This is a genomic window from Luteimonas viscosa, from assembly GCF_008244685.1.
Lineage (GTDB): Bacteria > Pseudomonadota > Gammaproteobacteria > Xanthomonadales > Xanthomonadaceae > Luteimonas > Luteimonas viscosa.
The window spans coordinates 562,229-588,199 of the sequence record NZ_VTFT01000001.1; the positions used below are offsets into that span (position 1 = coordinate 562,229).

General features: G+C 70.9%; 22 protein-coding genes. 10 read left to right on the forward strand and 12 right to left on the reverse strand.

Annotation, left to right across the window (positions count from 1 at the left end):
- Positions 1–293 precede the first annotated feature (293 nt).
- Entirely contained in the window at positions 294–2,747 is a 2,454-nt protein-coding gene (locus FZO89_RS02600) for a glycoside hydrolase family 127 protein (RefSeq protein WP_149101797.1), read from the forward strand.
- 238 nt (positions 2,748–2,985) lie between these two features.
- Here FZO89_RS02600 and hutG read toward each other — a convergent pair whose 3' ends face one another.
- The 6 genes from hutG to FZO89_RS02630 all read right to left on the reverse strand — a co-directional run bounded on the left by hutG (position 2,986) and on the right by FZO89_RS02630 (position 10,517).
- Positions 2,986–3,768 carry an N-formylglutamate deformylase gene (gene hutG / locus FZO89_RS02605; protein WP_149101798.1) on the reverse strand — a complete coding sequence of 261 codons (783 nt, stop codon included), beginning with the start codon at positions 3,766–3,768 and terminating at the stop codon, positions 2,986–2,988.
- Positions 3,769–4,015: 247 nt separating this feature from the next.
- On the reverse strand, positions 4,016–5,380 hold the full coding sequence (gorA, locus tag FZO89_RS02610; RefSeq protein ID WP_149101799.1) for a glutathione-disulfide reductase: 1,365 nt from the start codon (positions 5,378–5,380) through the stop codon (positions 4,016–4,018).
- Positions 5,377–6,633, reverse strand: coding sequence for an NAD(P)/FAD-dependent oxidoreductase (locus FZO89_RS02615; RefSeq protein WP_149101800.1), 1,257 nt, complete (start codon positions 6,631–6,633; stop codon positions 5,377–5,379). The genes gorA and FZO89_RS02615 overlap by 4 nt, the downstream gene beginning before the upstream one ends.
- Positions 6,634–6,679: 46 nt before the next feature.
- Positions 6,680–7,939: a DUF418 domain-containing protein gene (locus FZO89_RS02620; RefSeq protein WP_187471012.1), complete on the reverse strand. Its 1,260-nt coding sequence runs from the start codon at positions 7,937–7,939 to the stop codon at positions 6,680–6,682.
- 2 nt (positions 7,940–7,941) lie between these two features.
- Positions 7,942–9,945: a serine hydrolase domain-containing protein gene (locus FZO89_RS02625; RefSeq protein ID WP_149101802.1), complete on the reverse strand. Its 2,004-nt coding sequence runs from the start codon at positions 9,943–9,945 to the stop codon at positions 7,942–7,944.
- A gap of 89 nt (positions 9,946–10,034) precedes the next feature.
- On the reverse strand, positions 10,035–10,517 hold the full coding sequence (locus tag FZO89_RS02630; RefSeq protein ID WP_149101803.1) for an FKBP-type peptidyl-prolyl cis-trans isomerase: 483 nt from the start codon (positions 10,515–10,517) through the stop codon (positions 10,035–10,037).
- A 67-nt stretch (positions 10,518–10,584) separates the two neighbouring features.
- On the opposite strand from FZO89_RS02630, the gene FZO89_RS02635 reads away from it, so the two are divergent.
- The 4 genes from FZO89_RS02635 (at position 10,585) to FZO89_RS02650 (ending at position 13,764) form a co-directional block, all read left to right on the forward strand.
- Positions 10,585–11,205: a C40 family peptidase gene (locus FZO89_RS02635; RefSeq protein ID WP_149101804.1), complete on the forward strand. Its 621-nt coding sequence runs from the start codon at positions 10,585–10,587 to the stop codon at positions 11,203–11,205.
- 291 nt (positions 11,206–11,496) lie between these two features.
- Positions 11,497–12,024 carry a C40 family peptidase gene (locus FZO89_RS02640; protein ID WP_425480413.1) on the forward strand — a complete coding sequence of 176 codons (528 nt, stop codon included), beginning with the start codon at positions 11,497–11,499 and terminating at the stop codon, positions 12,022–12,024.
- Between the two features lie 420 nt (positions 12,025–12,444).
- The gene (locus tag FZO89_RS02645) at positions 12,445–12,861 is read left to right on the forward strand and encodes a hypothetical protein (RefSeq protein WP_149101805.1); all 417 of its coding nucleotides are present in this window, start codon (positions 12,445–12,447) and stop codon (positions 12,859–12,861) included.
- Positions 12,862–12,882: 21 nt separating this feature from the next.
- Positions 12,883–13,764 carry a bile acid:sodium symporter family protein gene (locus FZO89_RS02650; RefSeq protein ID WP_149101806.1) on the forward strand — a complete coding sequence of 294 codons (882 nt, stop codon included), beginning with the start codon at positions 12,883–12,885 and terminating at the stop codon, positions 13,762–13,764.
- Here the strand turns inward: FZO89_RS02650 and FZO89_RS02655 are convergent.
- From FZO89_RS02655 to FZO89_RS02675, 5 genes are all read right to left on the reverse strand, one after another.
- Complete coding sequence (locus FZO89_RS02655; protein WP_149101807.1) at positions 13,755–14,234, reverse strand: hypothetical protein; 480 nt, start codon at positions 14,232–14,234, stop codon at positions 13,755–13,757. The genes FZO89_RS02650 and FZO89_RS02655 overlap by 10 nt on opposite strands.
- Positions 14,235–14,238: 4 nt before the next feature.
- Positions 14,239–14,592, reverse strand: coding sequence for a DUF6152 family protein (locus tag FZO89_RS02660; protein ID WP_222928079.1), 354 nt, complete (start codon positions 14,590–14,592; stop codon positions 14,239–14,241).
- 131 nt (positions 14,593–14,723) lie between these two features.
- A complete protein-coding gene (locus tag FZO89_RS02665) occupies positions 14,724–16,136 on the reverse strand; it encodes a M16 family metallopeptidase (RefSeq protein ID WP_222928080.1) in 1,413 nt (470 codons plus the stop codon).
- Positions 16,137–16,146: 10 nt separating this feature from the next.
- Entirely contained in the window at positions 16,147–17,532 is a 1,386-nt protein-coding gene (locus FZO89_RS02670; RefSeq protein ID WP_149101808.1) for a M16 family metallopeptidase, read from the reverse strand.
- A 120-nt stretch (positions 17,533–17,652) separates the two neighbouring features.
- The gene (locus FZO89_RS02675; RefSeq protein ID WP_149101809.1) at positions 17,653–18,981 is read right to left on the reverse strand and encodes a dicarboxylate/amino acid:cation symporter; all 1,329 of its coding nucleotides are present in this window, start codon (positions 18,979–18,981) and stop codon (positions 17,653–17,655) included.
- Between the two features lie 195 nt (positions 18,982–19,176).
- On the opposite strand from FZO89_RS02675, the gene FZO89_RS02680 reads away from it, so the two are divergent.
- The 3 genes from FZO89_RS02680 (at position 19,177) to FZO89_RS02690 (ending at position 22,962) form a co-directional block, all read left to right on the forward strand.
- On the forward strand, positions 19,177–20,865 hold the full coding sequence (locus tag FZO89_RS02680) for an alkaline phosphatase (RefSeq protein ID WP_149101810.1): 1,689 nt from the start codon (positions 19,177–19,179) through the stop codon (positions 20,863–20,865).
- A 105-nt stretch (positions 20,866–20,970) separates the two neighbouring features.
- Positions 20,971–21,756 (forward strand): 3-hydroxybutyrate dehydrogenase, encoded by a 786-nt coding sequence (locus FZO89_RS02685; RefSeq protein WP_149101811.1) that lies wholly within the window; start codon positions 20,971–20,973, stop codon positions 21,754–21,756.
- 9 nt (positions 21,757–21,765) lie between these two features.
- Complete coding sequence (locus FZO89_RS02690) at positions 21,766–22,962, forward strand: patatin-like phospholipase family protein (RefSeq protein ID WP_149101812.1); 1,197 nt, start codon at positions 21,766–21,768, stop codon at positions 22,960–22,962.
- Between the two features lie 10 nt (positions 22,963–22,972).
- On the opposite strand, the gene FZO89_RS02695 is transcribed toward FZO89_RS02690, so the two are convergent.
- Positions 22,973–23,395 carry a CopD family protein gene (locus FZO89_RS02695; protein ID WP_149101813.1) on the reverse strand — a complete coding sequence of 141 codons (423 nt, stop codon included), beginning with the start codon at positions 23,393–23,395 and terminating at the stop codon, positions 22,973–22,975.
- Positions 23,396–23,483: 88 nt separating this feature from the next.
- On the opposite strand from FZO89_RS02695, the gene FZO89_RS02700 reads away from it, so the two are divergent.
- Positions 23,484–24,092, forward strand: coding sequence for a class I SAM-dependent DNA methyltransferase (locus FZO89_RS02700; protein ID WP_149101814.1), 609 nt, complete (start codon positions 23,484–23,486; stop codon positions 24,090–24,092).
- Between the two features lie 233 nt (positions 24,093–24,325).
- Positions 24,326–25,687, forward strand: coding sequence for a polyhydroxyalkanoate depolymerase (locus FZO89_RS02705; RefSeq protein ID WP_149104006.1), 1,362 nt, complete (start codon positions 24,326–24,328; stop codon positions 25,685–25,687).
- Positions 25,688–25,971: the final 284 nt, after the last annotated feature.

Consider the following 25,971-nt stretch of genomic DNA (forward strand, 5'->3'; position numbering starts at 1 on the left):
AGGTGCCGAAGGCGGATGGGGGCTGGGTCCGACGCTGCGTCACTGCCCCCATCCGGCCCTTCGGGCCACCTTCCCCCGTGCAACGGGGGAAGGACGATCAGGGCGTCGCGACCCGACTGCTGTTCCTTCTCCCGCTTCGCGGGGGAAGGTGCCGAAGGCGGATGGGGGCGAGCGCCGCAGGCGCTCAAACGGGGCTTCGCTCGGTGCTCGCCCACCTTCTCGTGAAGGCCACAATGCCCCGAAGCCGGAGAAAGTCATCTCCCGCCCCGAGCCCAAGCTGGAAGCCCCACCCCATGCCTGACCCCCACCCTCACCTCACCCGCCGCCAGTTCGTCACCGCGCTCAGTGCCGGCGCGCTGCTGCCGCTGGCGCCGTCGCTGACGCGAGGCGCGTCGCCGGCCGCGCCGCCGGCCGGGCAGCCATTCGCGCTCTCCGCCATCCGCCTGACCGACGGCCCGTTCGCGCGTTCGCAGGCGCTCAACCTGAGCTACCTCGCCGCACTCGACGTCGACCGCCTGCTCGCGCCCTACCGGATCGAAGCCGGCCTGCCCTCGCCTGCGGAAAAGTATCCGAACTGGGAATCGATGGGCCTCGACGGCCACACCGCCGGCCACTACCTCACCGCGCTGGCGCAGCAGGCGGCGCAGGGCGATGCGGAGATGCGGCAGCGGCTCGACGCCATGGTCGACGGCCTCGCCCAATGCCAGCGCGCCAACGGCAACGGCTACCTTGGCGGCGTGCCCAACGGACGCGTGCTCTGGGACCGCATCGCATCGGGCACGTTCGAGGCGGAGGCGTTCTCGCTCGAAGGCGCCTGGGTGCCGTTCTACAACCTGCACAAGATGTACGCGGGCCTGCGTGATGCCTGGCTGATGACGGGCAACGCCACCGCGCGCGACCTGCTGGTCCGCTTCGCCGACTGGTGCGATGCGCTGGTGGCGGACCTCGACGACGCGCAGCTGCAGCGCATCCTCGACACCGAGCACGGCGGCATGAACGAGGTGCTCGCCGACGTCTACGCCATCGCCGGCGACCGCAGGTACCTGCGCCTGGCGCGCCGCTTCTGCCATCGCGCGATCCTAGAGCCGCTGCTGCGCCGCGAGGATGCGCTCGACGGCCTGCACGCCAACACCCAGATCCCGAAGGTGATCGGCTTCGCCCGCATCGGCGAACTCGACGACGAACCGGCTTGGATCGACGCGGCGCGCTTCTTCTGGGAGACGGTGGCAAGCCGGCGCAGCATCGCCTTCGGCGGCAACAGCGTGCGCGAGCATTTCAATCCGGTCGACGATTTCGGGACGATGCTGGCCTCGCGCGAAGGACCCGAGACCTGCAACAGCTACAACATGCTGCGCCTGACCCGGCTGCTGCACCGGATCGAGCCGCGAGCGGGCGACGCCGACTTCTACGAGCGGGTGCTGTACAACCACATCCTCTCCACCCAGCACCCGGAACACGGCGGGCTGGTCTACTTCACCCCGATCCGGCCGCGCCACTACCGCGTGTACTCGCAACCGACGCAGTGCTTCTGGTGCTGCGTCGGCACCGGCATGGAGAATCATGGCCGCCACGGCGCGTTCGCCTACACCCACGGCGACGACATCCTCGACGTGAATCTCTACCTGGCCTCGACGCTCGACTGGCGCGAGCGCGGGCTGGTCCTGCGCCAGGAAACCTCGTTCCCCGACGAACCGCGCACCGCGCTGCGGCTGCAGCTGTCGCAACCGCAGGCATTCTCGCTGCGCCTGCGGCATCCCGGGTGGCTGGACGGCCCGCTGGTCGTCGCCGTCAACGGCGAACGCTGGCCGCTGGACTCGACACCCGGCGGCTTCGCCACCCTCGCCCGTACCTGGCGCGACGGCGACCGGATCGACATCGAACTGCCGATGCGCACGCGCGTCGAAGGCCTGCCAGACGGTTCGGACTGGGTGGCGCTGATGCATGGCCCGCTGATGCTCGCCGCGCGCACCGGGACCGAAGATCTCGACGGCCTGATCGCCGACGACGGCCGCGGCAGCCACATCGCGCCCGGTCCCTACCAGCCGCTGGACCGCGCGCCGATGCTGGTCGGCGAACGCGACACGCTGGCCGCGCGGATCGAACCGGTGGAAGGCGAACCGCTCACCTTCACCGCCAGCGCGCTGATCCGCCCCGGCGAGTTCGCCCGCCTGCGGCTAGAACCGCTGTGGCGCGTGCACGACGCGCGCTACATGGCCTACTGGCGCACGGCGACGGCTGCCGAGTATCCCGCCGTGCTCGCCGCGATCGAGGCCGAGGAACGCGAGCGGCATGCGCTGGAAGCGCGCACGCTCGACGAGGTGCAGCCCGGCGAACAGCAACCCGAGGTCGAACACGGCTACGCGGGCGAGGACTCGTCCACCGGCATCCTGCTCGGCCGCCGCTGGCGCGATGCCGGCGAATGGTTCGAGTACCGGCTATCGGCCAGGCGCGACACCGGCGATGCGCCGCTGGCGCTGCAGCTCACGCTGCTGGGCAGCGAATGGAACGTGGCGATGGACGTACAGGTCGATGGCCGCACGCTGGAGACGGTCGCCTTCAGCGGCAAAGGCGCGGACGACCTCGCGCCCCACGAGATCCCCCTGCCGCCTGTGCTCGCGCAGGCCGCTCGTGGCGACGGCATCCGCGTGCGCTTCGTCGCCCGCGACGAGCGCCGCACCCCGCGCGTGTTCGGCCTGCGGCTGCTCGCGGCCGGCCGATCGCCTTCGCCGCCTGCGGACCCCGAGTAGCCCGGGCAAGCGCAGCGCACCCGGGACCCCGCGACCCCACGGCGACACGCAGCCGGTCTCCCGAGCCGCACGCGCAGCCATCGCCGCGGCGAGCGATCTGCCCCGGTCGAGGTTTCACACCGTAGCCCGGGTAAGCGCAGCGCACCCGGGACCCGCGTCACGCGCAAGTGCGAGCAACAAGAAGACGCAGGGTGAACCGTCGCGCGCCTGTTTCGCCGGCGACGCGACAGCCACGGCATCACCCGCCGGCCAGTGCCCCGGACAACAGCGCGCGGATCACGTCCTGCGCCTGCGCCGCTCGCGTCCCGTCCCATTCGAACGTGTCCTCGTCCATGTAGGTACGCTGGCTGATCTCCAGTTGCACCGCATCGATGCCGCGCGCGGGATCGCCGTAATGGCGGGTGATGTGCCCGCCCTTGAAGCGGCCGTTGTGCACCCAGTCGTGGCGCGACTGCGCCGCGAGCACGTCCTCCAGCCGCTGCCGAAGCGCCGGCGAGGCACTGTTGCCATTGGCGGTGCCGAGGTTGAGGTCCGGCAGGCGCCCGTCGAACAGGAACGGCAGTTCGCCGCGGATCGAATGTCCCTCCCACAGCACCACGCGGCCATGCGCATCGCGCAGGCGTTCGAGCTCTTCGCGCAGCGCGGCGTGGTAGGGCCGCCAGTAGGTGTCGACCCGCGCGCGGACCTCGTCCTCGTCCGGCTGCCGGCCGTCGAGATACACCGGCCCGCCGTCGAAGCGGACCACGGGACACAGGCCGGTGGTGTTCTGGCCGGGGTACAGCGAGACGTCGTCCTCGCCGCGGTTGAGGTCGATGACGTAGCGCGAATGCGTCGGCACGATGATCGACGCGCCCAGGTCCTTCGCGAACGCGTACAGCCGGGCGATGTGCCAGTCGGTATCGGGCACGCGGCGCGCCTCTGGCGTCAGGCGGGCGGCGATGTCGTCGGGCACGCGGGTACCGTCGTGCGGGACGCTGACCAGCAGCGGCGCGCTGCCGCGGTGCAGGGTGTAGATGTCCATGCCGGGATTGTACGGCCGGGTGGCCAGGCGCGCGGGACTGCCGCCAGGTCGGGTCGAGCTGGCGGGCGCAGCGGATGGGCAGGAAAGTGCGGGATCCCTCGCTGCGCTCGGGATGACAGGAGAGGTTGCCGGCGGATGCCCTGCGACCTCGCGCCTTTGCGTGACGTGTGGCGCTGTGCCTGCGAATGCGATGTGGCGCTGCGTCGGCGGCTGCCACGTGGCATTGCGCCAGCGATGCCCCGCCCGGCTATCGCATCAGCACGACTTCTTCCGCGCTGCTCGGATGGATCGCGATCGTGTCGTGCAGGTCGGCCAGGGTGAGACCCTTCTTCAGCGCCACCGCGAACCCCTGCAGGATCTCGTCGGCGCCCTCGCCCAGCAGATGGATGCCGACGACGCGTCGCTCCGCGCCCACGCACACCAGCTTGAACAGGCTGTGCTGCGGCCGGTCGGCCAGCGCCTGCAGCATCGGCCGGAACACGCTGCGGGCGACGTGCACATCGTCGCCATGCCGTTCGCGTGCCTGCGCTTCGGTCAGGCCGACCGAGGCCAGCGGCGGATGCGAGAACACCACGGCGGGAACGTCGTCGTAATCGATCCTCGCTTCGGGCTGGCCGCCGAACACGCGGTCCATCGCGCGCCGCGCGGCCGCGATCGCGACCGGGGTCAGCGTCGCCTTGCCGGTCACGTCGCCCACCGCGGCCACGTGCGGCAGGCTGCTGCGCTGGAACGCGTCGACCAAGATGTTGCCGTCCGCATCCAGCGCGACGCCGACGTCCTCGAGCCCGATGCCGGACGTGTTCGCGGTCCGTCCCACGGCCAGGATCACCTGCGCGTAGGGATCGCTGGCGTCGCCGTCCGCGTTCCGTAGCGTCAGGCGTCCGGCTTCGCCCTCGATTGCCGCGAGGCGGTAGTCGAAATGCATGCCGATGCCCTGGTGCCGGTAATTGTCCTGCAGCCGCTGCGCGAGCTCCGCATCGGCGTGGCCGAGCAGGCGCCCGGCGCGCGCGAAGATGTCGACGCGGCTGCCCAGCGCCTGCAGGATGCCGGCAAGCTCCACCGCGATGTAGCCGCCGCCGACGAGTGCCACGCGCGTCGGCGCTTCGCACAGATGGAAGAAGTCGTCCGAGATGCCTGCCAGTCCGGCCCCGGGCACCGGCAGCCGTCGCGGGCTGGAACCGGTGGCGAGCAGGATGTGCGCGGCGCGCAGCAGCGTGCCGTTGTCGCATTGCACCGTGTGCGCGTCGCGCAGGCGGCCACGTACCGGCATCAGCGCGATCCCGGCCTCGTCCAGCCGCCGCCGGTAGCTGGCGTGGATGCCGTGGACGTAGCGCTGGCGGCCGGCGATGAGCGTGGGCCAGTCCAGGCGCGGGTCCCGCGGCACCTCGAATCCGAACTGCGATGCCAGCGCGACGTGGCCCGACAGCTCCGCCGCCAGCCACATCGCCTTCTTCGGCACGCAGCCGACATTGACGCAGGTGCCACCGAGCTCGCCGGGTTCGAGCAGGGCCACGCGTGCGCCGTGCTGCGCGGCCCGGAAGGCGCCGGCGAGGCCGCCGCTGCCGCCGCCGAGGACAACCAGGTCGAAATCGAGTGGGGAGTTGTCGCTCATGCGAAGCGCCCGGGTGCATAGGGGGCGGGGTCGATGTGCGGGGGTTCCCCGGTGATCAGCTCGGCCAGCAGGCGCCCGGATGCCGGGCTCATGCTCACGCCGAGCATGCCGTGGCCGGTCGCCAGCCACAGGTGCGGCTGCCCCGGCGCCGGTCCGAGGATCGGCATGTCGTCCCAGGACAGCGGGCGCCAGCCGTACCACTCCTCGCGCCGCACCGGGCCGACCGGTTCGTGCAGGTATTCGGCCGCGCCGCGTTCGAGCGCGTCGAGCCGGCGCCGGTTGAGCGAGGTGTCGTGGCCGGAGAATTCCATCGTGCTGCCGAGCCGGAAGCCGTCTTCCCACACGGTCACGCAGACCTTGCGCTCGTGCAGGGTCATCGGCCGCTTCGGCACCAGGCCAGGCCGCGAGTAGGTGATCGAGTAGCCCTTGCCGGGCTGCATCGCGCCGCGCAGCCAGCCCAGCCGCAGCGACTTCGCCAGCAGCGGCGACCACGCGCCGGTGGCCAGCACCACGTCGTGCGCGTCGCGTTCGCCGCGCGCGGTGTGCACGCGCATGCCGCCATCGTGCTGCTCGACCCGCGTCGCTTCGCAGTACTCCTCGATAACGCCGCCCGACGCGACCACCACGCGCGCCAGTTCGGCGACGTAGCGATCCGGACGCAGGTGCGCGTCGCCCGGATAGCGCACCGCACCGGCCACGCCATCGCGCAACGCCGGTTCCTGCGCCTGGTACGCCGCGCCGTCGATGATCTCGGACGCGATACCAAGCTCCGCCAGCGCCGGCAGCTGGCGCACGTAGGCGTCCATCTCGGCGGGGTCGCGGAACACACAGTCGGCGCCGGCTTCCGCGAATTCGCAATCGAGCCCGTGACTGGCCATCCACTGCGAGAAGGCCTCGCGCGAGGCGTTGAGTATCTGCGCGCGCGCGCGCGCAGACGAGTTCCAGTCGCGCGGATTGCAGCGGCCTGCGAAGCGCAGCATCCACTGCCACAGCACCGGATCGAAACGCGGGCGCACGTAGAACGGCGCGTCCGGCGTCAGCATCCAGCGCAGCGCCCTGGCGACCATGCCGGGCGCGTGCAGCGGTCCGGCGTGGCTCGGCGTCAGGGTGCCGCAGTTGCCGTGCGAGCTGCCGCCGCCGATGCGGCCGGCATCGACCACGCGCACGCTGCGTCCGCGTTCGAGCAGGCACAACGCGGTGGCGAGGCCGGACACGCCGGCGCCGATGACGAGGATGTCGCTGCGTTCGCTCATGCACGAATTGTAGCGGCCAGCGCGACGGCGCCGCGTGCCGCCACCGTCACGCGATCCGCATCGGCGGGCGCACGCCGTAGCCGATCCAGCGCCACAGCCATTCCATCGGACCGAAGCGGAATCGGGCCAGCCACCAGTGGCTGGCCGCGACCTGCAGGACGAACACCACCAGCACCAGCAGCACCTGGCCGGCACGACCCACCTGCCCCCACAGCCCGAAGCCGTAGCCGTAGAAGAGCGTGGACGCGACCAGCGACTGCAGCAGGTAATGCGTCAACGCCATGCGCCCGGCCGGCGCGAGCCAGGATAGCGGCCGCGCCAGCGCCGGCGTTCCGAGCCCGAGCACCAGCAAGGCCAGGTAGCCCAGCGCCAGCGGCAGGCTGCCCAGCATCATCAGACCAGTGGCCAGCATCATCGGCCCGGCCTCGCGCATGCCGTCGAAACGGGTCCCGACGGCCAGGCTCAGCGCCACGAAGACGCCACCGAGCGGCAGCATCCACAGCGCCAGCCGCGCGAACCAGCCGCGCTGCGCCTGCACATCGTCCATGCGCCCCCCGCGCACCAGCCAGGCGCCGATCATGAACACGGCCAGCGCCAGCGGCAGCAGCATCAGCAGCCCCTGCGCGCTGACGGTGAGGAAATCGGAAATCCGCTGCGCCGTCGCCTGCCAGTAGCCGCCTTCGGCGAACACGCGTGCGGCGGCGGTCGCGGCCGCATCCGTCTCCACGGCCATCTCCGCGAACCCCTCGCGCGCATCCTCCGGCAAGGCCGACAACAGCAGGCCGCCGAGCACCACCAGCAATGCGATGCCGGCGTAAAGCCCCGCGCCCATCCACAGCCGGACCCGGTTGTCGATCTCGCCGAACGCCAGCAGCAGCACGCCGGCGATCGCATACGCATGCAGGATGTCGGCGCTCCACAGCAGGGCGGCGTGCAGCAGGCCGAAGCCCAGCAGGGCGGCGCAGCGGCGCGCGTAGACGCGGCGGAAGCGCGGACCGTGCCCGCCGCGCGTGGACATCACTGCGAAGCCCATGCCGAACAGCAGCGAGAACAGCACCCAGAACTTGCCCTGCACGAACACGTAGACGAACCAGGCGGCGGCGTGGTCGGCCCCGGTCGCCGCCGGGTCGATGCCCGAGCCCATCTGCTGGATCGGCCGCGTGAACCACTCGATGTTCATCAGGAAGATGCCGAGCAGCGCGAATCCGCGCACCACGTCCAGCGCCTGGATGCGTTGCGGGGCGTCGACCGGCGCCAGCGCCGATGGCGGCGGCAACGGCGGCGGCACGCCGCGCAGGGCATCCATCGTCACAGCTTCCAGCCCACCAGGTTCCAGCTCCAGAGCATATAGGCGGCCAGCACGTAGACCGCCACCACCGACAGGTGCCGCAGCCTGCGCCACAGGGGCCATCCGCGCGCGCGCAGTACCGCGCGCAGGTGCAGCACGTCGACCAGCGCCAGCACGAACAGCGCAGGCGTCGACCACAGCAGCGCGGTCAGCAGCGTGCCCGGGTAGCCGTAGAACGCCGCGGTCTGGTCGGCCTGCGCGTCCTGCACGTAGGCCAGCAACAGCAGGGTGAAGGCCAGCCACGCCAGCGCCGAGATGTACAGCCAGAACGCCGCGCGCCGCGATTCGGGTGCGGCCGGGTCGCGGCGGCCACGCCGCAACCATGCACCCACCAGCACCAGCAACGAGACCACACCCGCCAGCGCCACCACCGCGAGCAGGGTGTCGGCGCGCTGCAGCGGCCCGACGCGCTCGAACGCGTTGTGCCCGGCGGCGGCGTGATAGCCGGCGACGGCGCCGTCGTCGTCCTCGAAGAACACGATGCGGCCCGGGCCTTCGGCCTCGCGGAACACCAGCCCGCCCTCGGGGATCCAGCGGCTGGCCTCGTTGCCGGCGTGGATCACCAGGCTGCCGTCCGCGGCCGCTTCGACTTTCGCCGTGAACGACAGCAGCGGCTTTTCCGCGCTGGTGTAGTTGCTGCGCTTGCTGTTGTAGTGGCCGGCGAAGCGCGAGGCGTCGAAGCCTTGCGGCACCGCAGCCGGCGGCGGCGTGCGTGCGCGCTCGAAGTAGCGCTCGAACACCTGCTCCGGCAGCTGCGCGGCCAGGCGCCGGCCGCTGTCGGTATTGGTCGAGACGAACACGCCGACGCCGGCCTCGGGCGCCACCGCCATCATCGAGTGGAACCAGCTGGTCGCGCCGCCATGGCCGAGCACCCGCAACGCGCCGACGCGGGTGTCGAAGAAGCCGTGGGCGAAGCCGCCGACCTGCGGCGCGTTGCGGAACAGGGGCGCGCCGACCAGCCGCGCATGCGCCGACGGCGACAGCACGTCGGTGCCGTCGAGCTCGCCGCCGCGCAGCAGCATGCGCATGTAACGGCCCATGTCGGCGGCCGTGCTGGAGGCGCCGCCGGCGGGCCCGGCATGGGCGACATGCTCGAACGCCTGCGGCGCGAACGTCCCGCCGCTGCGGCGGAAGCCCTGCGACCAGCGGCCCGCGAAGGCCGCACCGGCATGACGCGGATCGCCCTCGCGCAGCGGCTCCCTGAACGTGGTCAGGCGCATGCCCATGGGCTGGAACAGGCGGCGTTCGACGAGCGTGTCGAACGGCTCGCCGGCCACATGCGCGACCAGTGCGCCGAGCAGGGCGACCGAGTAGTTCGAGTACACCGCGAACGTCCCCGGCGCGCGCACCCGGCGCGGGCGATGGCGCTGCAGGTATTCGACCGAGGGCAGCACCCGGTCCGCGTGGTCGGCGAACAGGTGGCCCATGGCCGAGTCCTCGAAACCGGCGGTGTGGGTGAACAGGTGCCGCACCAGGACCGGCGGATAGCCGTCGGCGGGCAGCTTCAGCGCGTCGGGCAGGTATTGGTTTGCGGGCGCATCGAGGTCGATCCTGCCCTCGTCGACCAGTTGCAGGCCGAGCAGGTAGGTGAAGGTCTTGGAGATCGACGCGATCCGGAACAGGGTGCCGTGCGGATCGACCTCGCGCCGCGGATCCGTCGCGGCGACGCCGTAGCCACGCAGCAGCAGCGGGCCCTCGCGGTCGACCACCGCCACGGTGACCCCGGCGATGCCGTCGCGCGCCATCGCCGCATCGACCAGGCCGTCGACATAGGCCGACAGGTCGGCTGCATCGACCGCCCGCGCAGGCGCGGCCAAGGGTTCCGGAAGCGCGGCATCCGCAAGGACCGGCGGGGCCGCCGGCGCTTGCCCCGCTTCGGCGGCGACCTCGCCGTCCTGCGCTGCGGCGACGGACAGCAACGACAGCAGCATGGCCGCGAACGCGGCCCGCAGGATGCGCGGCATGGAAATCCCCCCGGGACGATCCTGCGGATTACAGCACAGCGCGCGCGCAGCGTCGCGCCCGCCTGCCGTGCCGCCGCACCGACGCCGGCTCAGTGCTGGTGACCGCCCTCGCCGTGCACGTGGCCATGCTCGATCTCGACCGGTGCGGCCTCGCGCACCTCGACGATCTCGATCTCGAAGTGCAGGTCCTTGCCGGCCATCGGGTGGTTGAGGTCGACATCGACCACGCTCAGGCCGACCTTCTGCACCGTCACCGCGCGCGGGCCGAAGTTGGTGTTGAGCACCACCTGCTGGCCGGGTGCGAGCTTTTGCGCCCCGAAGTGCTTCTTCGGCACGCGCTGGGTGAGGTTGTCGCGGCGTTCGCCGTAGGCCTCCGCGGCCGGCACGTCGACGCCGAAGCTGTCGCCGGCCTCGTGGCCGTCGAGCGCCTTGTCCAGGCCGGGGATGACGTTGCCGTGCCCGGCCAGGATCGCCAGCGGCTCGCCGCCCTCCTTCGACGACTCCAGCGGCGCCTGGCCGACCTCGGAGAGGGTGTAGTGGAAACGCACGACGCGGTCTTTCTCGATCTTCATGGGCGCTCGCTGGCGCGGCGCGGGCCGCGGCTTGTCTGGACGGGAAGGCCGGGGCAGGATGCCGCGCATGGAATCGATCCGCGCCCGCATCCCCGCCCCGGTCGACGGGGCCGCGCATTATCCGGCCTCCGCCGCGGCAACGCCAACCGCGCGCAGCCGACCGCGCCGCCCGCCCGCGGGCGTGGCCCTGCTGGCGCTGGCGCTGGTTGCGCTGGTGGCCGGCTGCGGCCGCGACGATGTGCGTCCCACGACGCGCCCTGCCGCCACGGTCCCGGCGCGCGAGTGGCCGGTGGTGGCGCCGGGCGATCCGGCGGCGGCCAATGCGGTGCTGATGCGCGCGATCAGCCTGGTCGGCACGCCCTACCGCTACGGCGGCAACACCCCCGAGGGCGGCTTCGACTGCAGCGGACTGGTCAACTACGTGTTCCGCGACATGCTCGACCTGAAGCTGCCCCGCACCTCCCGCGACCTGGCGGCCTATCAGGGGCCGAAGATCGAGCCGCAGCGCCTGGCGGCCGCCGACCTGGTGTTCTTCGGCAGCGGTTCGCAGGTCACCCACGTCGGCATCTACGTGGGCGAAGGCCGCTTCGTGCATGCACCGAGCACCGGCGGCACGGTCCGCCTGGACCACCTGGACGGCAGCTACTGGCGCCGCAACTACACCGGCGCCAAGCGGGTCCTGCGCTGAAGCTGAATGCGAATTGTGAGCAGAATCACAGACTTGGACAGGTTTGTATAACCGGGATTTAACATCACGCCAGTTTCACTCGGGCACACTCCGCCCAGCCCCGCACCTTGTGAAGCCCGCGTGACGACAGCACCGACCCCGTCCGGCCGACCCGTCCTTCGCTCCAGACCGGCCAGACAGGGGATCCTCGTCGCCCTCTGCGGCAGCCTGCTGGGCCTCGCCTCGCTGCCCGCTTTCGCCGGCCCCGGACTCGCCGGCGATTCCGCCGACGTCCTCGCCGCCCCGGCCTCCGTGACCCGCAACCTCGTCGCCGACCCGCTGCGCATCGCGGACCGCGACGTGATGTTCGCCAGCGACGTCGACCAGCAGATCCTGGCGGCCGCTGCCGCGCTGCAGGCCGCACAGGCTGCGGAGGCGAAGCAGGAGGGGCGCGCCCAGTCCCTGCTCCGGCGCGGCCTGGCCCTGCTCGGCACCCCTTACCGCTGGGGCGGCACCTCGCCCGAGGGCGGTTTCGACTGCAGCGGCCTGGTCGGCTACGTGTTCCGCACCGCGCTCGGCATCGAACTGCCGCGGGTCTCGCGCGACATGGCGCGCGATGGCCAGCAGGTCGAGCGCACCGCGCTGGTGCCGGGCGACCTGGTGTTCTTCGGCCGTCGCGGCAAGCGCGTCGACCATGTCGGCATCTACATCGGCGAAGGCCGCTTCCTGCACGCACCGCGCACCGGCCGCGACGTCACCGTGTCGGAGCTCGACACCGGCTACTGGAGCCGCAAGTTCCTGCAGGCGCGCCGGGTGGCCGGACTCGGCACCGAGAGCTGATCCGCCGCGCACGTCGCTGCATGCGAAGAAGGCCGCCCCAGGGCGGCTTTTTTCTTGGGCGCTTTGCAAGTGGGCGTTCCGACCGGAAGCGGATTGGCGACTGCTCGTCAGGGCAGAAGCCCTCGTCTTGCCAGCCTTCGGGCCGGGGTCGTTCCGGGCCGGGGCTTGCTCCTCGGCTCGATCAGCCCGAGCGGAGAGCGATCTCCGGGCGCCAGGACGCGGCGTCAGTCCGAACTGTTGCCATGGACTTCTCGATTGCTGGTCACCTCTGCGGCGGAGCAATCTTTGCGCTACAGCCGGCCTGGACGTGCCATCGCACCCGATCAGCTTGGGGCTCGTGGAAGCACCACCGGGCAGTCGTCCGGCGCGATGCTAGTATCCCGACGCCCGCACGCATCGCGGCGTTTCCGGGGAGAAGGGATGGTCCGTTCGACGCTTGCCGTGCTGCTGGGCCTGCTGGTCGCGCTCGCGGCGATGCTGTTGCTCGAGTACCTCGGGATGTCGCTGTTCCCGCTGCCGCCGGGGATCGACCTGGACAACGAACAGGACCTCGCCCGCCTCGTCGCCTCCGCCTCGATCGGCAAGAAGCTCTGGGTGCTGGCGGGCTGGACCGTCGCCGCGCTCGCCGGTGGCTGGGTGGCCGCGCGGACCAGCCGCCGGCATCGCACCGGCGCTGCACTGTGGGTCGGCGCACTGATCGTGGCCGGCGTGTTGCTCAATGCCGCGCTGCTGCCGCACCCGGCGTGGATGATCGTCGCCGGCGTGCTGCTGCCGATGCCCGTGGCGTGGTTCGCGGCACGCCTGGCGACGCCCCGTCCGCCGCGCCAGCCCACCTGATCCCGCTACCGGAGTCCCCCGATGCAGGCATCCCTGCTGACCACCGTGCTGCTGCCGCTCGCGCTGGGCGTGATCATGCTCGGCCTCGGCCTGGGCCTGACCCCCGACGACTTCAGGCGGGTGGCGCGCTACCCGCGCGCGGTGCTGCTGGGGCTGTTCCTGCAGACCGGTGTCCTGCCGTGGGTGGCGTTCGGGCTGGCGCTGGGGTTCCGGCTGTCGCCGGAACTGGCCGTGGGCCTGATGCTGCTGGCGGCCTCGCCCGGCGGCGCCACCGCCAACATCTACAGCCACCTCGCCCACGGCGACGTGGCGCTCAACATCACCCTCACCGCCATCAACAGCCTGTTGTGCCTGGTCACGCTGCCGGTGATTCTCAACCTGTCGCTGGAATACTTCCTCGGCGCCGGCCAGTACGTGCCGCCGCCGGTGCGCAAGATCGTCGAGGTCGCGCTGATCATCGTGCTGCCGGTGGCGATCGGCATGCTGGTGCGCCGCTTCGCGCCCGGTTTCGCCGCGCGCATGGAGAAGCCGATCCGGTTGCTGTCGGTGCTGGTGCTCGCGTTGCTGATCGTGGCCGCGGTGGCGCAGGAATGGAGCACGCTGCTGGCCTCGTTCGCCACAGTCGGCCTGGCCTGCCTGCTGTTCAACCTCGCCAGCATGGGCACCGGCTATGCCGCGCCGCTGGCGATCCGCCTGCCGCGCAGGCAGGCGATCGCGATCGCGATGGAAATCGGCATCCACAACGGCACCCTGGCGATCTTCATCGCGCTCAACGTGCTGGGCAACGCCGCGATGTCGATCCCGGCGGCGGTCTACAGCCTGCTGATGTTCCTCACCGCGGCGCTGTTCGGCTGGCGGATGGCGCGCCGCGAACGCGCGGCCGCCTCACCGGATCAGACGTAGGCGATCATCCGCCCGGCGACGACGATCGCCGGCCAGGCCAGCAGCGACACCGCGGCGCTGACGCGCGCGGCCATGGGCACGTCCGCCGCCCATGCGTCGCGACCACGCCCGGCCCATGCATGGAACAGCGCCACGTTGGCCAACGCCACCAGCACCAGCGCCAGCTTGACCCGCATCACCGGATGGCCCGACAGCGCCACCGCATCCGCCGCGAACAGGGCAACGCCGCTGCACACCGCGATCGCGACGCCGACCGCGGCGATCCGGCCCAGCGTCCGCACCGTCTCGACCAGCGGGAATGCACGTCCCGCCCCGAGCAGGCGCAGGTCCATCAGCAGCGCCGGGCCGAGCAGCAGGCCGAGGCCGAGCAGGTGCGACACGTTCACGAAGGCGTAGGACAACCCGCCGCCGCGCATCCAGTCGCCGAGCGCGGACGATTCGAGTGCGACCGCGGCCGACGCGATCGCCATCGACTCAGCGCAGCTCGATCGTCTTCCCGTCGACGACGATGCGCTCGGCCCGCAGTTCCGGGCTGCCGTCGTTGCGCGGGTAGCCCTCGATGGTGACGGTCTTCCCCTCGGCGAGCGCACCGTCGGCCATCCCGCGCGCAGTCATGCGCGAGACCGGCGCGAGGATGACGTCCCAGCGCTTGCCCTCGTGCTCCACCACCACCTGCGCATGGGGGTTGGCGATGCGCACCTCGGCCAGCGGGGCGTCGAATCGCATCACCCGCTCGGCGTCGTAGGAACCCCATCCGTGATGGGCGAGCACCGGTACGGCGCACAGGGCGGCGGCGAGTGCGAGGCAGCGGATCATCATGCGGCGCATGGCGGCGTCTCCCGGGACGGTGTCGGAGACTGCATCCGTATCACAACGGGCGTTAACGCGAAATCGCATCGTGCCGCGGCGATCGCGCGACCGGGCGGCGCCTGTTCCGGCGCCATCCGCCGTGTCGGCCCCTACTCCACCGCCTTGAACTCGCCGTACGGCTCGAGCTGTTCGGCGATCGCCGGGCCGTCGCCGACGACGACGATCGACTGTTGCTCCGGATCGAAATACCTGCGCGCGATCGCCTGCACCTGCGCAGCCTCCACCTCGCGGATCCTCGGCACGTAGCTGGCGAGGAAATCCGAGGGCAGGCCGACCAGCCAGTTCGACGCCAGCGTCGCGGCCACCGCGCCCTGCAGCTGGTTGCTGATCAGGTAGCCACCGGCGACGTAGCGCTTGGTGTCGAGCAGTTCCTGCTCCGGCACCGGTTCGTCGGCGAGGCGCTCGAACTCCGCGAAGAATTCCTTCAGCGACGCGCCCGTGACCTCGTTGCGCACGTCGGCGCCGGCCTGCACGCGCCCGCCGACGCGCGATGGCGCGAACCCCGCGCTGGCGCCGTAGGTGTAACCCTTGTCCTCGCGCAGGTTCTGGTTGACGCGACTGCTGAAACCGCCGCCGAGCACGGTGCCGGCCAGGATCGCCGGCACGTAGTCCGGATCCGTGGCCGGGATCGCGGGCCTGCCGATCCGCAAGGTCGACTGCACGCTGCCGTCGCGCTGGATCAGCACCCGGCTGGGCGTGACGCTGCGCGGCGCGGCGGGGGTGTCCGGGGCCTCGGCGCCTAGCGCCTTCCAGTCCCCGAACGCCGCCTCGGCGAGACGAAAAGCCTCGGTCGGTGCGACGCGCCCCGTGACCACCAGCAGCGCGCGGTCCGGGTGGAAACGCAGGGCGTGCGCCTCGCGCAGCGCCGCCGGCGTGACGCCGGCGATCGAAGCCTCGGTCTGCTGCACGCGGGCGTAGGGATGGTCGCCGTAGGTCGCGGCCAGCAGGGCGCGGGTGGCCTTGAACGACGGCTGCGCCTCGGCGGCCTTCAGCGCCTGCAGCGCATTGGCCTGGGCCAGCCTGACCTCGTTTTCTGGGAACGTCGGCGTGCGCACGATCTCGGCCAGCAGCTCCAGCATCGGCGCGGCGTGGCTGGTGAGCGCGTCGGCATACACCATCACCCCGTCGTTGCTGGCGCTGGCGCCGACGCTGCCGCCGAACGACTGCGCGGTTTCCGCGATCGCGCGCGAATCGCGCTGCGCGGTGCCTTCGGCGAGCAGGCCCGCGAACAGGCTGGCGAAGCCGGGCGCGTCCGCCGCATCGGCAGCGAACCCGGCGTTGCGGACCGCCAGCACGTAATCCACGCGCGGCATGCCGTCGCGCGGCACCACCCAGACCTCGAGCCCGTTGGGGAGCGTCTTCTTCCCGATCTGCGCCACCGGCAGCGGCTTGTCCTCGCCGTAGGGCGGCAGGTCCTTCGGCAGGGCGGCGGGCGCGGCGGACAGCGCCCCCGACAGCGTGGTGCACAGGGCGAGCGCGAGCAGTTTCATCGACGTCTTCATGGTCGTCTCCTCAGTCGTTCGCCGGCGGCGCGGCGTCGCGCGCGGCGAGCATGGCCTCGGGCACCCGGTCGATCACCGTGCGGTTGGCGGCGGTCAGGTAGGTGCTCGCGGCGCGCTGCACGTCCTGCGAGCTCACCGCGTCGATCCAGCCGGGAATCTCGTTGGCCACGTTGGCGTCGCCCCACAGCAACTGCAGCTTGGCCAGGTTGTCGGCGCGCGAGACGAACGACTCCATGCCGTTGTACCAGTCGGCCAGCAGCTGGGTCTTGATCCGCGCCAGGGTGGCGTTGTCGACGCCCTCCGCGACGATCTTCGCCACTTCCTCGTCCACCGCCGCGACCACCGCATCCGCATCGGTGGTCGGCTTGTACAGCGCGAACACGGTGAACAGGGTCGGCCCGTTGTATTCCCACTCGCTGGTGAGGCCATAGAGCGAATCGACGTTGAGCGCCAGTTCGCGGCCCTTCACCAGGCCCTGGTACAGGCGCGAGGCATCGCCGTTGGCGAGCAGCGCGCCGAGCACCGACATCGCCGGCTGGTCGCGGCTGCCGCGGTCGGGCATCTTCCACGACATCGCGATCGCCGGCACCTGCGCGAGCTTGTCGGGCTGCTGGATGCGCTTTTCCTTCGTGTTCAGGCCTTCGCTGAAGTCCGGGCCCTCCGGCACCGGACGCGCGGTGATTTCGCCGAAGTACTTCTCCGCGAGCGCGAAGCCCTGCTCGGGCGTGATGTCGCCGGCCAGGCCGAGCACCGCGTTGTTGGGGCCGTAGTAGTCGCGGTGGAAGGCCTTCACGTCGTCGAGCGTGGCCGATTCGAGATCCTCGAAGCTGCCGTAGCCGTCGTGGTTGTTCTCCCACTTCTCGAAGGCGTTGAAGCCCACGTCCAGCCACATGAAGCCGCCGTAGGGCTGGTTCTGCACGTTGACCCGGATCTCCTCCTTCACCACGTCCTGCTGGTTCTTCAGGGTGGCCGGGTTGAAGTCGAGCATCGTCATGCGGTCGGCCTCGAGCCACAGGATCGGCTCGATCGCCGACGAGGGCGCGATCTCGATGTAGTTGGTGAAATCCGGACGCGTGGAGCCGTTGTTGCGGCCGCCACCGCCGGTGATCACGCGGTCGAACACGCCCTCGGGCGCGTTCTCCGAGCCCTCGAACATCAGGTGCTCGAACAGGTGCGCGAAGCCGGTGCGGTTGCGCGGCTCCAGGCGCATGCCGATGCCGTAGACCACGCTGACGCCGATGACGGGCGAACTGCGGTCCTCGGAGACGACCACCGTCAGCCCGTTGTCCAGCTTCTTCACCGCCACCGGGATGTCCCAGCGGTCGGAATCGGCGGCGAACGCGGGCGCCGCGCACAGCAGCATCGACAACAGCCACGCGGTTCGATACGGCTTCATGGGCGCCCTTCCGGTCCGATGCACAGGCGCCTACCCTACCCCAGTGCAGTCCGTGCCAAGGGGGCCGGAAGTCATGTCCCCCGGCCCGGCCCCGAGGCAGGTCCACGGCGCGTGAACGCGTCAGGAGGGAGCCGAGTCCTCGACGCCGACGTTGCTCGACGCGCGCTCGTACACCTCGCGGTCGAGCAATCCGGTCTGCTTCGCCACCAGCACGGGCACCAGCACCTGCCCGGTGACGTTGGTCATCGTGCGCATCATGTCCAGCACCCGGTCGATCGCGTAGAGGATGCCGATCGCCTCCAGCGGCAGGCCCGCGGCACTGAGCACCACGGTGGCCATGATCACCGCGGTCCCTGGCACGCCGGCGGTCCCGAAGCTGCCCAGCACCGAGGCGAGGGCGATCACGAGGTACTGCCCGGTCGACAGCTCCAGGCCCATGTACTGGGCGATGAACACCGCCGCCAGCGCAGGGTAGATCGCGCCGCAGCCGTCCATCTTGATGCTCGCGCCCAGCGGCACCGCGAAACTGGCGTAGTCGCGGTCCACGCCGAGGTTGTGGGTGGCCGAGGTCAGCGACAGCGGCAGCGCGGCGAAACTGCTCGAGGCGACGAAGCCGATCTGCATCGCCGGCGCCGCGCCGCGGAAGAACTTCAGCGGATTGAGTCCGTGCGCCAGCAACAGCCCGCCGTACACCACGATGATGTGGAAAGCGCAGGCCGCGTACAGCGCGACCACGAACTTGCCCAGCGGCACCAGCTGCCCGAACCCGTAGCTGCCCACCAGCGCCGCGATCAGGCCGAAGGTGCCGATCGGCGTGGCCTCCAGCACGAAGCGGGTGACCTGGATCATCAGCTCTCGCGACTGGTCCATCAGCCCGCGCAGGCCGGCGGTCTTCGCGCCCAGCTTCACCAGCGCGAACCCCACCAGCCCGGCGAAGAAGATCACCTGCAGGATGGTGAAATTGCTGGGGACGATGACGTTCTGGCCGTCGCCGGTGCGGCCGACACCGAGCGCGGCCAGCGCGCGGAACGGATTCTCCGGCACGATGTTGAGCAGCACGTCGAGCGGTCCGGGCACCTCGCGCTGGCGATAGCTCTCGGCCACCGGCAGGCTGGCCAGGTCCACGCCCGCGCCCGGCCGGAAACCCCAGCCGAATGCGAGGCCGACACCCACCGCCAGCACCGCGGTGATGGCGAACCACAGCAGGGTGCGGCCGCCGAGGGCGGCGATCGAACGCTGGCCCGACAGCGCCCCGACCGCGCTCACCACGGCGAAGAACACCAGCGGGATCGCGATCATCTTGATCAGGTTGACGTAGACCGTGCCCAGCGGCCCGAACCACGTCTGCGCCGCCGGCCCCATCACCCAGCCGGCGAGCGCGCCCAGCACGAACGCGGCGGCGACGCGCTGCCAGAACGGGATCTTCAGCCAGGCGTGGACGAGGCGCATGCGGGTTCCGCGGGACGGCAGGACACCTTAGCCGAGCGCGCCGCCTCTGGCGACGGCCGGGCTGGAACGCAGCACTGTCATGGGCGGGAAACCCGGGCAGGGCACAATGGTCGTCTTGTCGACCGCTCGGGGCGGACATTGCCCAGCCGGACCGGCATACCCCACCGCCCTGTTGTTGTTGCACGACGCCCTTCGATGCCCCGTCATTTCGCTGCCGTCTCCGCCCTCGTCGCCACGCTGCTGCTCGGCTGCACCTCCGTTCCACCCCGTTCCGCGGAACCCCGCGGATGGACAGTGGACGTGCCCGTCGTCGCCCATCCCGGGGGCGAAACCGCGCAGTGGTGGTACCGCAGCGGCGCCGCCCGCGCGGCCGGCAACGGCGCCATGGCCGGGCGCGCGAAGAACGTGATCGTGTTCCTCGGCGACGGCATGAGCCTGACCACGGTCGCGGCGGCACGCATCCTCGAAGGCCAGCGCGCGGGACGTCCGGGCGAGGAACACATGCTGTCCTGGGAGCATTTCCCGCACACTGCGTTCGCCAAGACCTACAACACCGATTCGCAGACCCCCGATTCGGCCGGCACGATGACCGCGATCGGCACCGGGGTGAAATCGCACAAGGGCGCGATCGGCGTGTCCGCCGGCAGCCGCCTCGATTGCGCCGGCAGCCAGGGCAGGCAACTGCTGTCGTGGCTGCGCCTGGCCGACGCTGCCGGCCTCGCCAGCGGCATCGTCACCACCACGCGCCTCACCCATGCCACGCCCGCAGCCCTGTACGCGCATTCGCCGGACCGCGACTGGGAGGTGGACGCCGATCTGCCGGAGAGCGCCCGTGCTGCCGGCTGCCGCGATATCGCGCAGCAGCTGCTGGACTTCGCGCCCGGGCACGGCCCGACGGTGCTGCTGGGCGGCGGCCGCGGCCAGTTCCTGCCCGCGACCGAACGCGATCCCGAATACGACGGCAAGGTCGGCCTGCGCCTCGACGGCCGCCACCTGCCGCGGGAATGGCTGCAGCGCCACCCCGGCAGCGCCTTCGTCTGGAACAACGCGCAGTTGCGCGAGGCGGCCGGCGCCGACGCGGTGCTCGGCCTGTTCGAGTTCGACCACATGCAATACGGGCACGACCGCCGCAGCGACGATGCCGGTGAGCCGGACCTCGAAACGATGACCCGCTTCGCGATCGAGAGGCTCTCGCGCCGGGACGGGGGATACGTGCTGCTGGTCGAGAGCGGCCGCATCGACCACGCCAGCCACGAGGGCAACGCCTACCGCGCGCTCGACGAGACCGTGGCGATGTCGCGCGCCGTGCAGGCCGCCGTGGAACTGACTTCGAGCGACGACACCCTGATCGTGGTCACCGCCGACCATTCGCACACGCTGGGTTTCGTCGGCTACCCACGACGCGGCAATCCGATCTTGGGCAAGGTCCGCGGCCCCGCCGACGAGGACGGCGCGACCGACGAGTACGCGCGCGACATGCTCGGCCTGCCCTACACCACCCTGGTCTACGCCAACGGCCCCGGCTACGCCGGAGCCAGCGCGCGCCAGCCGGCCGGCACAAAGCGCCACCTGCACCACCCGGGCTCGTTCGAGCCGGCCCACGGCCGCCCCGACCTGCGCGAGGTCGATACCGGGCACCCGGACTTCATGCAGGAAGCACTGGTGCCGCTGAAATCCGAATCGCATGGCGGCGACGACGTCGGCATCTGGGCGCGCGGCCCGGGCAGCGAGGCCTTCCGCGGCACGCTCGAGCAGCACGTGGTCCACCACGTGATCGTCCAGGCCATGCCGCGCTTGCGCGAACGGCTGTGCGCCGCCGGCACCTGCAACGACGATGGCGTGCCGGTGGACCTGCCCGATCCGGCGGACTTCGGCGCGCGCTGAACCACCGCGACATCGCGTACTCGCGGCCCGTGGGTGGCCGAAGGTGCAGTCGCGGCGCAAGCGGTTGCGGCGCTATCCTGTCCTTCCCCCTCCTGGAGTCCGTGCATGAACCGTCTCGACGGCAAGGTCTGCGTCGTCACCGGCGCCGCCAGCGGCATCGGCAAGCGCATCGCCGAGGTCTATGCCGCGGCCGGCGGCCGGGTCGCGATCGCCGACCTCAAGCTCGATGCGGCGGAAGCCGCCGCGCAATCCATCCGCGACACCGGCGGCGATGCGCTCGCCGTGGCGATGGACGTCACCGACGAGGCGCAGGTGGTCGACGGCATCGCGAAGGTCGTCTCGCACTATGGCCGGGTCGACGTGCTGGTCTCCAACGCCGGCATCCAGATCGTCAACAAGCTCACCGATTTCAGCCTGGCGGACTGGAAGAAGATGCTCGCCATCCATCTCGACGGCGCGTTCCTCACCACCCGCGAATGCCTGCGCGACATGGAAAAGCGCAAGGAAGGCGGCGCGATCCTGTACATGGGCTCGGTGCATTCGCACCTGGCCTCGAAGCTGAAGGCGCCCTACGTCACCGCCAAGCACGGCCTGCTGGGGCTCGCGCGCACGGTCGCCAAGGAGGCGGCGGAGTACGGCGTGCGCGCCAACGTGATCTGCCCGGGCTTCGTGCGCACGCCGCTGGTCGAGAAGCAGATCCCCGAGCAGGCGAAGGAGCTCGGCATCAGCGAACAGGACGTGGTGAAGAACGTCATGCTCAAGGACACGGTGGACGGCGAGTTCACCACGGTCGACGATGTCGCCAATGTCGCGCTGGCGCTGGCCGCATTCGAGAGCAACGCGCTGACCGGGCAGAGCATCGTGGTCAGCCACGGCTGGTTCATGCAGTAGCGCCACGCCATGCCCAGCCCGATCGACGAAGCCTGCGGGCATCTGCGCCGCTACCCGACCGTCGCCCTCGTGCTCCAGGGCGGCGGCGCGCTCGGCGGCTACCAGTGCGGCGTGTACGAGCGGCTGCACGAGGCGGGGATCGCGCCGAACTGGATCGCCGGCATCTCCATCGGCGCGATCAACGCCGCGATCATCGCCGGCAACGCGCCGGAGGACCGCGTCCCGCAACTGCGGGGGTTCTGGGACCACGTGTCCGAACCCGCCGGCCCGCTCGCGCTACCTGCGCTGGGCGTGCGCACGCTGCTCGCGGCGTTGCCCGAGCAGGAATCGCTACTGTCGTGGGCGCGCAACCTCAGCGCACTGGGCGCGCTGGCACAGGGGCAACGCGGCTTCTTCCAGGCGCGGCCGCTGTCGCCGTTCCTGTTCACCGACGGCAGCGACGCCGCCACCAGCTTCTACGACACCTCGGCGCTGCGCGAGACCCTGCTGCGTTTCGTCGACTTCGACCGCATCAACCGCGACCGCGGCATGCGCCTCACCGTCGGTGCCACCAATGTGATGCGCGGCAATTTCCGCTACTTCGACAGCGCACTGGAACCGATCCGGGTCGAACACGTGCTCGCCTCGGGCGCGCTGCCGCCGGCGTTCCCTGCGGTGGAGATCGACGGCGAGCCGTACTGGGACGGCGGCCTCGTCTCCAACACGCCGCTGGAGTACATCCTGGCCTGCCACCCGCACGAGGACACCCTCGCCTTCCAGGTCGACCTGTGGAGCGCGCGCGGCGCGCGACCGCGGTCGATCATGGACGTGCTGGAACGGATCAAGGACATCCGCTATTCCAGTCGCACCCGCCACGGCACGCAGATGGTCGAGATGGCGCAGACGCTGCGCACCTCGTTGCGGGAGCTGATCGACCTGTTGCCCGACCGCAGGCTGCCGCCGCACCTGGACGAGGCGCTGGCGCCATGGCTCGACGACCGCGTGTTCAACATCATCCACCTGATCTACCAGGCCACGCCGCACGAGCAGGAGAGCAAGGACTACGCCTTCGGCACGATCCCGCTGCGCGAGCACTGGGAAAGCGGCCGACGCGACATGGACCTCACCCTGCAGCGTCCGGGGTACTTCGCGCTACCCGACCGTTCGGTGGGCGTGGCGACCCACGACGTGCACCGCGACACGGGCGTGCCCGGCGACCAGGCCTGAGCACGCCGCCTCAGAACGGCTTGGCCAGCACCAGCCAGATCACCGCCAGCAGGCCGAACACCGGCACTTCGTTGAAGATCCGCAGTGTCCGGGTCGAGGGTAGCGGCCGCCCGGCCTCGCTGCGCTTGAGCCAGCGCCCGGCGACGACGAAATGCGCCAGCAGCAGCGCCACCAGCGCCAGCTTCGCATGCAGCCAGCCGCCGACGATGCCGAAATGCAGCCACAACGCCAGGCCCGGCAACACCGCCAGCCCGAACATGACGTGGCCGAAGCGGTACAGCCGCCGCCCCATCAGCCACAGGCGCGCGCGCACCGCGGGTTCGTCGCCGGCTTCGACCAGGTTGATCAGGATCCGCGGCAGGTAGAACGCGGCCGCGACCCAGGCCATCACGAACAGCAGGTGCGCGGATTTCGTCCACAGGTAGGCGTGCATGCGGATCTCCGGCGGGTGCGACCGCGGATACGGCCACGCTGGCGAATGGGCACGCTATTGTAGCCGCCGCCTCCGGAACCCTCAGCCGATGACCAAGCGCTACGACCAACGCTATTTCGACACCTGGTACCGCAAGCGCGGCATCGGCGGCGCGCAGCGGCTGGCGCGCAAGGTCGCGCTCGCGGTGGCGACGGCCGAGTCCCACCTCGAGCGGCCGCTGCGCAGCGTGCTCGACATCGGCTGCGGCGAGGGCGCGTGGCGCGCGCCGTTGCTGCGGCTGCGGCCGAAGCTGCGTTACCTGGGCTTCGACGGCAGCGAGTACGCGGTGCGCCGCTACGGGCAGCGCCGCAACCTGCACCTGGCGCGGTTCGCCGACTTCGCCACCTTGCGGCCGTGCCCGCCGGTCGACCTGCTGGTCTGCAGCGACGTGATGCACTACCTGCGATTGAAGGAACTCGACCGCGGCCTGCCCGGGCTGGCCGACCTGTGCGGCGGCGTGGCCTTCCTCGAGACCTTCACCCGCGAGGACCGGACCGTGGGCGACGAGGTCGACTTCCAGGCCCGTTCCGCCGCCTTCTACCGCGGTCGCTTCGAGGCGCTCGGGTTCCGCCAGCTGGGCTCGCATTGCTGGCTTTCGCCGGCCCTGGCCGGCGACGTCGCGGCGCTCGAACTTCCTCCACGGGTCGCCGGCGGCTGAATCCAGGCGCAGGCAGCGCATCCGCCGCCCCCGGCCCGGTCGCGCGGCCTGGCGTCCGCACCTCCATGTCCGCGGCTGGCGGCCGTTATCCCCCATGTGAACGCATTTTTTCCCGGTCGACACGCCCCTCCGGAATCCCCGCATTCCGCGTGCCGGGCCATGATCCGGCCCTTGACTCCCGGTTTCCTGCGATGCGGTATGCTGCGTCGCAGCAGCCGCTGCCCGTGACGCCGATGCTCCTGTACCAGTTCCACGAACTCACCCGCTCCTGGATGGCACCGCTCACCTACTGGGCGGAGGCCAATGCCAAGGCCTACTCCGCCTCCGGAAGCTGGCTGTCGGCCATGCCCGGCGCCGAGCGCATCGCCGCGGCCAACGAGCTGCTGTACCGGGTCGGCAAGGACTACGAGAAACCCGCCTTCGACATCCACTCGCTCGAGTGGGAAGGCGAGGTCTACCCGGTGGTCGAGAAGACCGTGCGCAGCACGCCGTTCTGCAACCTGCTGCGCTTCAAGCGCTATACCGACGACGCCGACACCATCGGCGAGATGCGCGGGCAGCCGCCGGTGCTGATCGTCGCGCCGCTGTCGGGACACCACGCCACGCTGCTGCGCGACACCGTGCGCACCATGCTGCGCGACCACAAGGTCTACATCACCGACTGGGTCGACGCGCGCATGGTGCCCAAGGCCGCGGGCCCGTTCACGCTCGACGACTACGTGCGCACGATCGAGGACTTCATCCGCCACATCGGCGCCGGCGAGCTGCACGTGATGAGCGTCTGCCAGCCGACGGTGCCGGTGCTGGCTGCGGTCTCGCTGATGGCCGCGCGCGGCGAGCCGGTGCCGCGCTCGCTGGTGATGATGGGCGGGCCGATCGATACCCGCGAATCGCCGACCTCGGTCAACAACCTCGCCACCCAGAAGCCGCTGTGGTGGTTCGAGAACAACGTCATCCATCCGGTGCCGCAGAACTATCCCGGCGCGGGCCGCCGGGTCTATCCGGGGTTCCTGCAGCACACCGGTTTCGTGGCGATGAATCCCGAACGCCATTTCGTCTCTCACTGGGACTTCTACCAGGACCTGCTCAAGGGCGACCTCGAGGATGCGCAGTCGCACCGCAGGTTCTACGACGAGTACAACGCCGTGCTCGACATGCCCGCCGAGTACTACCTCGACACCATCCGCGTGGTGTTCCAGGAACACCTGCTGCCGCGCGGGCTGTGGGACGTGGGCGACGAGCGGGTGCAGCCTTCGAAGATCCGCGGCACCGCGCTGCTGACAATCGAGGGCGAGCTCGACGACATCTCCGGCCTCGGCCAGACCCGCGCCGCGCACGACCTGTGCACCGGCATCGCCGCGCGCGACCGCCACCACCTGACCGTCAAGGGCGCCGGCCACTACGGCATCTTCAGCGGCCGCCGCTGGCGCGAGCAGGTCTATCCGCAGGTACGCGACTTCATCGCCGCGAACGTCGCGACGACACCGGCCGGAGCCCGCGCCGGAACGCCGAAGAAGAAGGCCACGGCGAAGAAGAAGGCAGCGGCGAAGAAGAAGGCCGCGGGGAAGAAGGTGCGTCGCATCGCGCGAGGCTGACGGATTTTCGGGAGCATGTATCCCCGGCGGGCCGGGGGCTTTGGAGGCGCCCCTCTTCGAGGGGGACAATCACGAAACGTGCCGACTGAAGCCAGCGACCTGACCCTTCTCCGTCCGGGAGAAGGTGGCGCGAAGCGCCGGATGAGGGCCGGAGGAGCGGCACAGGTTCGAACACCACGCAAGCCGTGAGCCGATGCTACGCGTTGCACTTTCCCTCTTCGCCGCTTCGCCCAACCCTCCCCTCGCCCCCCGCGCTCCGCACCCCAAGCCTGCGCAGCGCGCTG

Excerpts from the sequence above, each read along its gene's own strand:
- FZO89_RS02600 (WP_149101797.1), top strand. The coding sequence starts at position 294 with ATGCCTGACCCCCACCCTCACCTCACCCGCCGCCAGTTCGTCACCGCG.
- hutG (WP_149101798.1), bottom strand. The coding sequence starts at position 3,768 with ATGGACATCTACACCCTGCACCGCGGCAGCGCGCCGCTGCTGGTCAGC.
- gorA (WP_149101799.1), bottom strand. The coding sequence starts at position 5,380 with ATGAGCGACAACTCCCCACTCGATTTCGACCTGGTTGTCCTCGGCGGC.
- FZO89_RS02615 (WP_149101800.1), bottom strand. The coding sequence starts at position 6,633 with ATGAGCGAACGCAGCGACATCCTCGTCATCGGCGCCGGCGTGTCCGGC.
- FZO89_RS02620 (WP_187471012.1), bottom strand. The coding sequence starts at position 7,939 with ATGGATGCCCTGCGCGGCGTGCCGCCGCCGTTGCCGCCGCCATCGGCG.
- FZO89_RS02625 (WP_149101802.1), bottom strand. The coding sequence starts at position 9,945 with ATGCCGCGCATCCTGCGGGCCGCGTTCGCGGCCATGCTGCTGTCGTTG.
- FZO89_RS02630 (WP_149101803.1), bottom strand. The coding sequence starts at position 10,517 with ATGAAGATCGAGAAAGACCGCGTCGTGCGTTTCCACTACACCCTCTCC.
- FZO89_RS02635 (WP_149101804.1), top strand. The coding sequence starts at position 10,585 with ATGGAATCGATCCGCGCCCGCATCCCCGCCCCGGTCGACGGGGCCGCG.
- FZO89_RS02645 (WP_149101805.1), top strand. The coding sequence starts at position 12,445 with ATGGTCCGTTCGACGCTTGCCGTGCTGCTGGGCCTGCTGGTCGCGCTC.
- FZO89_RS02650 (WP_149101806.1), top strand. The coding sequence starts at position 12,883 with ATGCAGGCATCCCTGCTGACCACCGTGCTGCTGCCGCTCGCGCTGGGC.
- FZO89_RS02655 (WP_149101807.1), bottom strand. The coding sequence starts at position 14,234 with ATGGCGATCGCGTCGGCCGCGGTCGCACTCGAATCGTCCGCGCTCGGC.
- FZO89_RS02660 (WP_222928079.1), bottom strand. The coding sequence starts at position 14,592 with ATGCGCCGCATGATGATCCGCTGCCTCGCACTCGCCGCCGCCCTGTGC.
- FZO89_RS02665 (WP_222928080.1), bottom strand. The coding sequence starts at position 16,136 with ATGAAGACGTCGATGAAACTGCTCGCGCTCGCCCTGTGCACCACGCTG.
- FZO89_RS02670 (WP_149101808.1), bottom strand. The coding sequence starts at position 17,532 with ATGAAGCCGTATCGAACCGCGTGGCTGTTGTCGATGCTGCTGTGCGCG.
- FZO89_RS02675 (WP_149101809.1), bottom strand. The coding sequence starts at position 18,981 with ATGCGCCTCGTCCACGCCTGGCTGAAGATCCCGTTCTGGCAGCGCGTC.
- FZO89_RS02680 (WP_149101810.1), top strand. The coding sequence starts at position 19,177 with ATGCCCCGTCATTTCGCTGCCGTCTCCGCCCTCGTCGCCACGCTGCTG.
- FZO89_RS02685 (WP_149101811.1), top strand. The coding sequence starts at position 20,971 with ATGAACCGTCTCGACGGCAAGGTCTGCGTCGTCACCGGCGCCGCCAGC.
- FZO89_RS02690 (WP_149101812.1), top strand. The coding sequence starts at position 21,766 with ATGCCCAGCCCGATCGACGAAGCCTGCGGGCATCTGCGCCGCTACCCG.
- FZO89_RS02695 (WP_149101813.1), bottom strand. The coding sequence starts at position 23,395 with ATGCACGCCTACCTGTGGACGAAATCCGCGCACCTGCTGTTCGTGATG.
- FZO89_RS02700 (WP_149101814.1), top strand. The coding sequence starts at position 23,484 with ATGACCAAGCGCTACGACCAACGCTATTTCGACACCTGGTACCGCAAG.
- FZO89_RS02705 (WP_149104006.1), top strand. The coding sequence starts at position 24,326 with ATGCTCCTGTACCAGTTCCACGAACTCACCCGCTCCTGGATGGCACCG.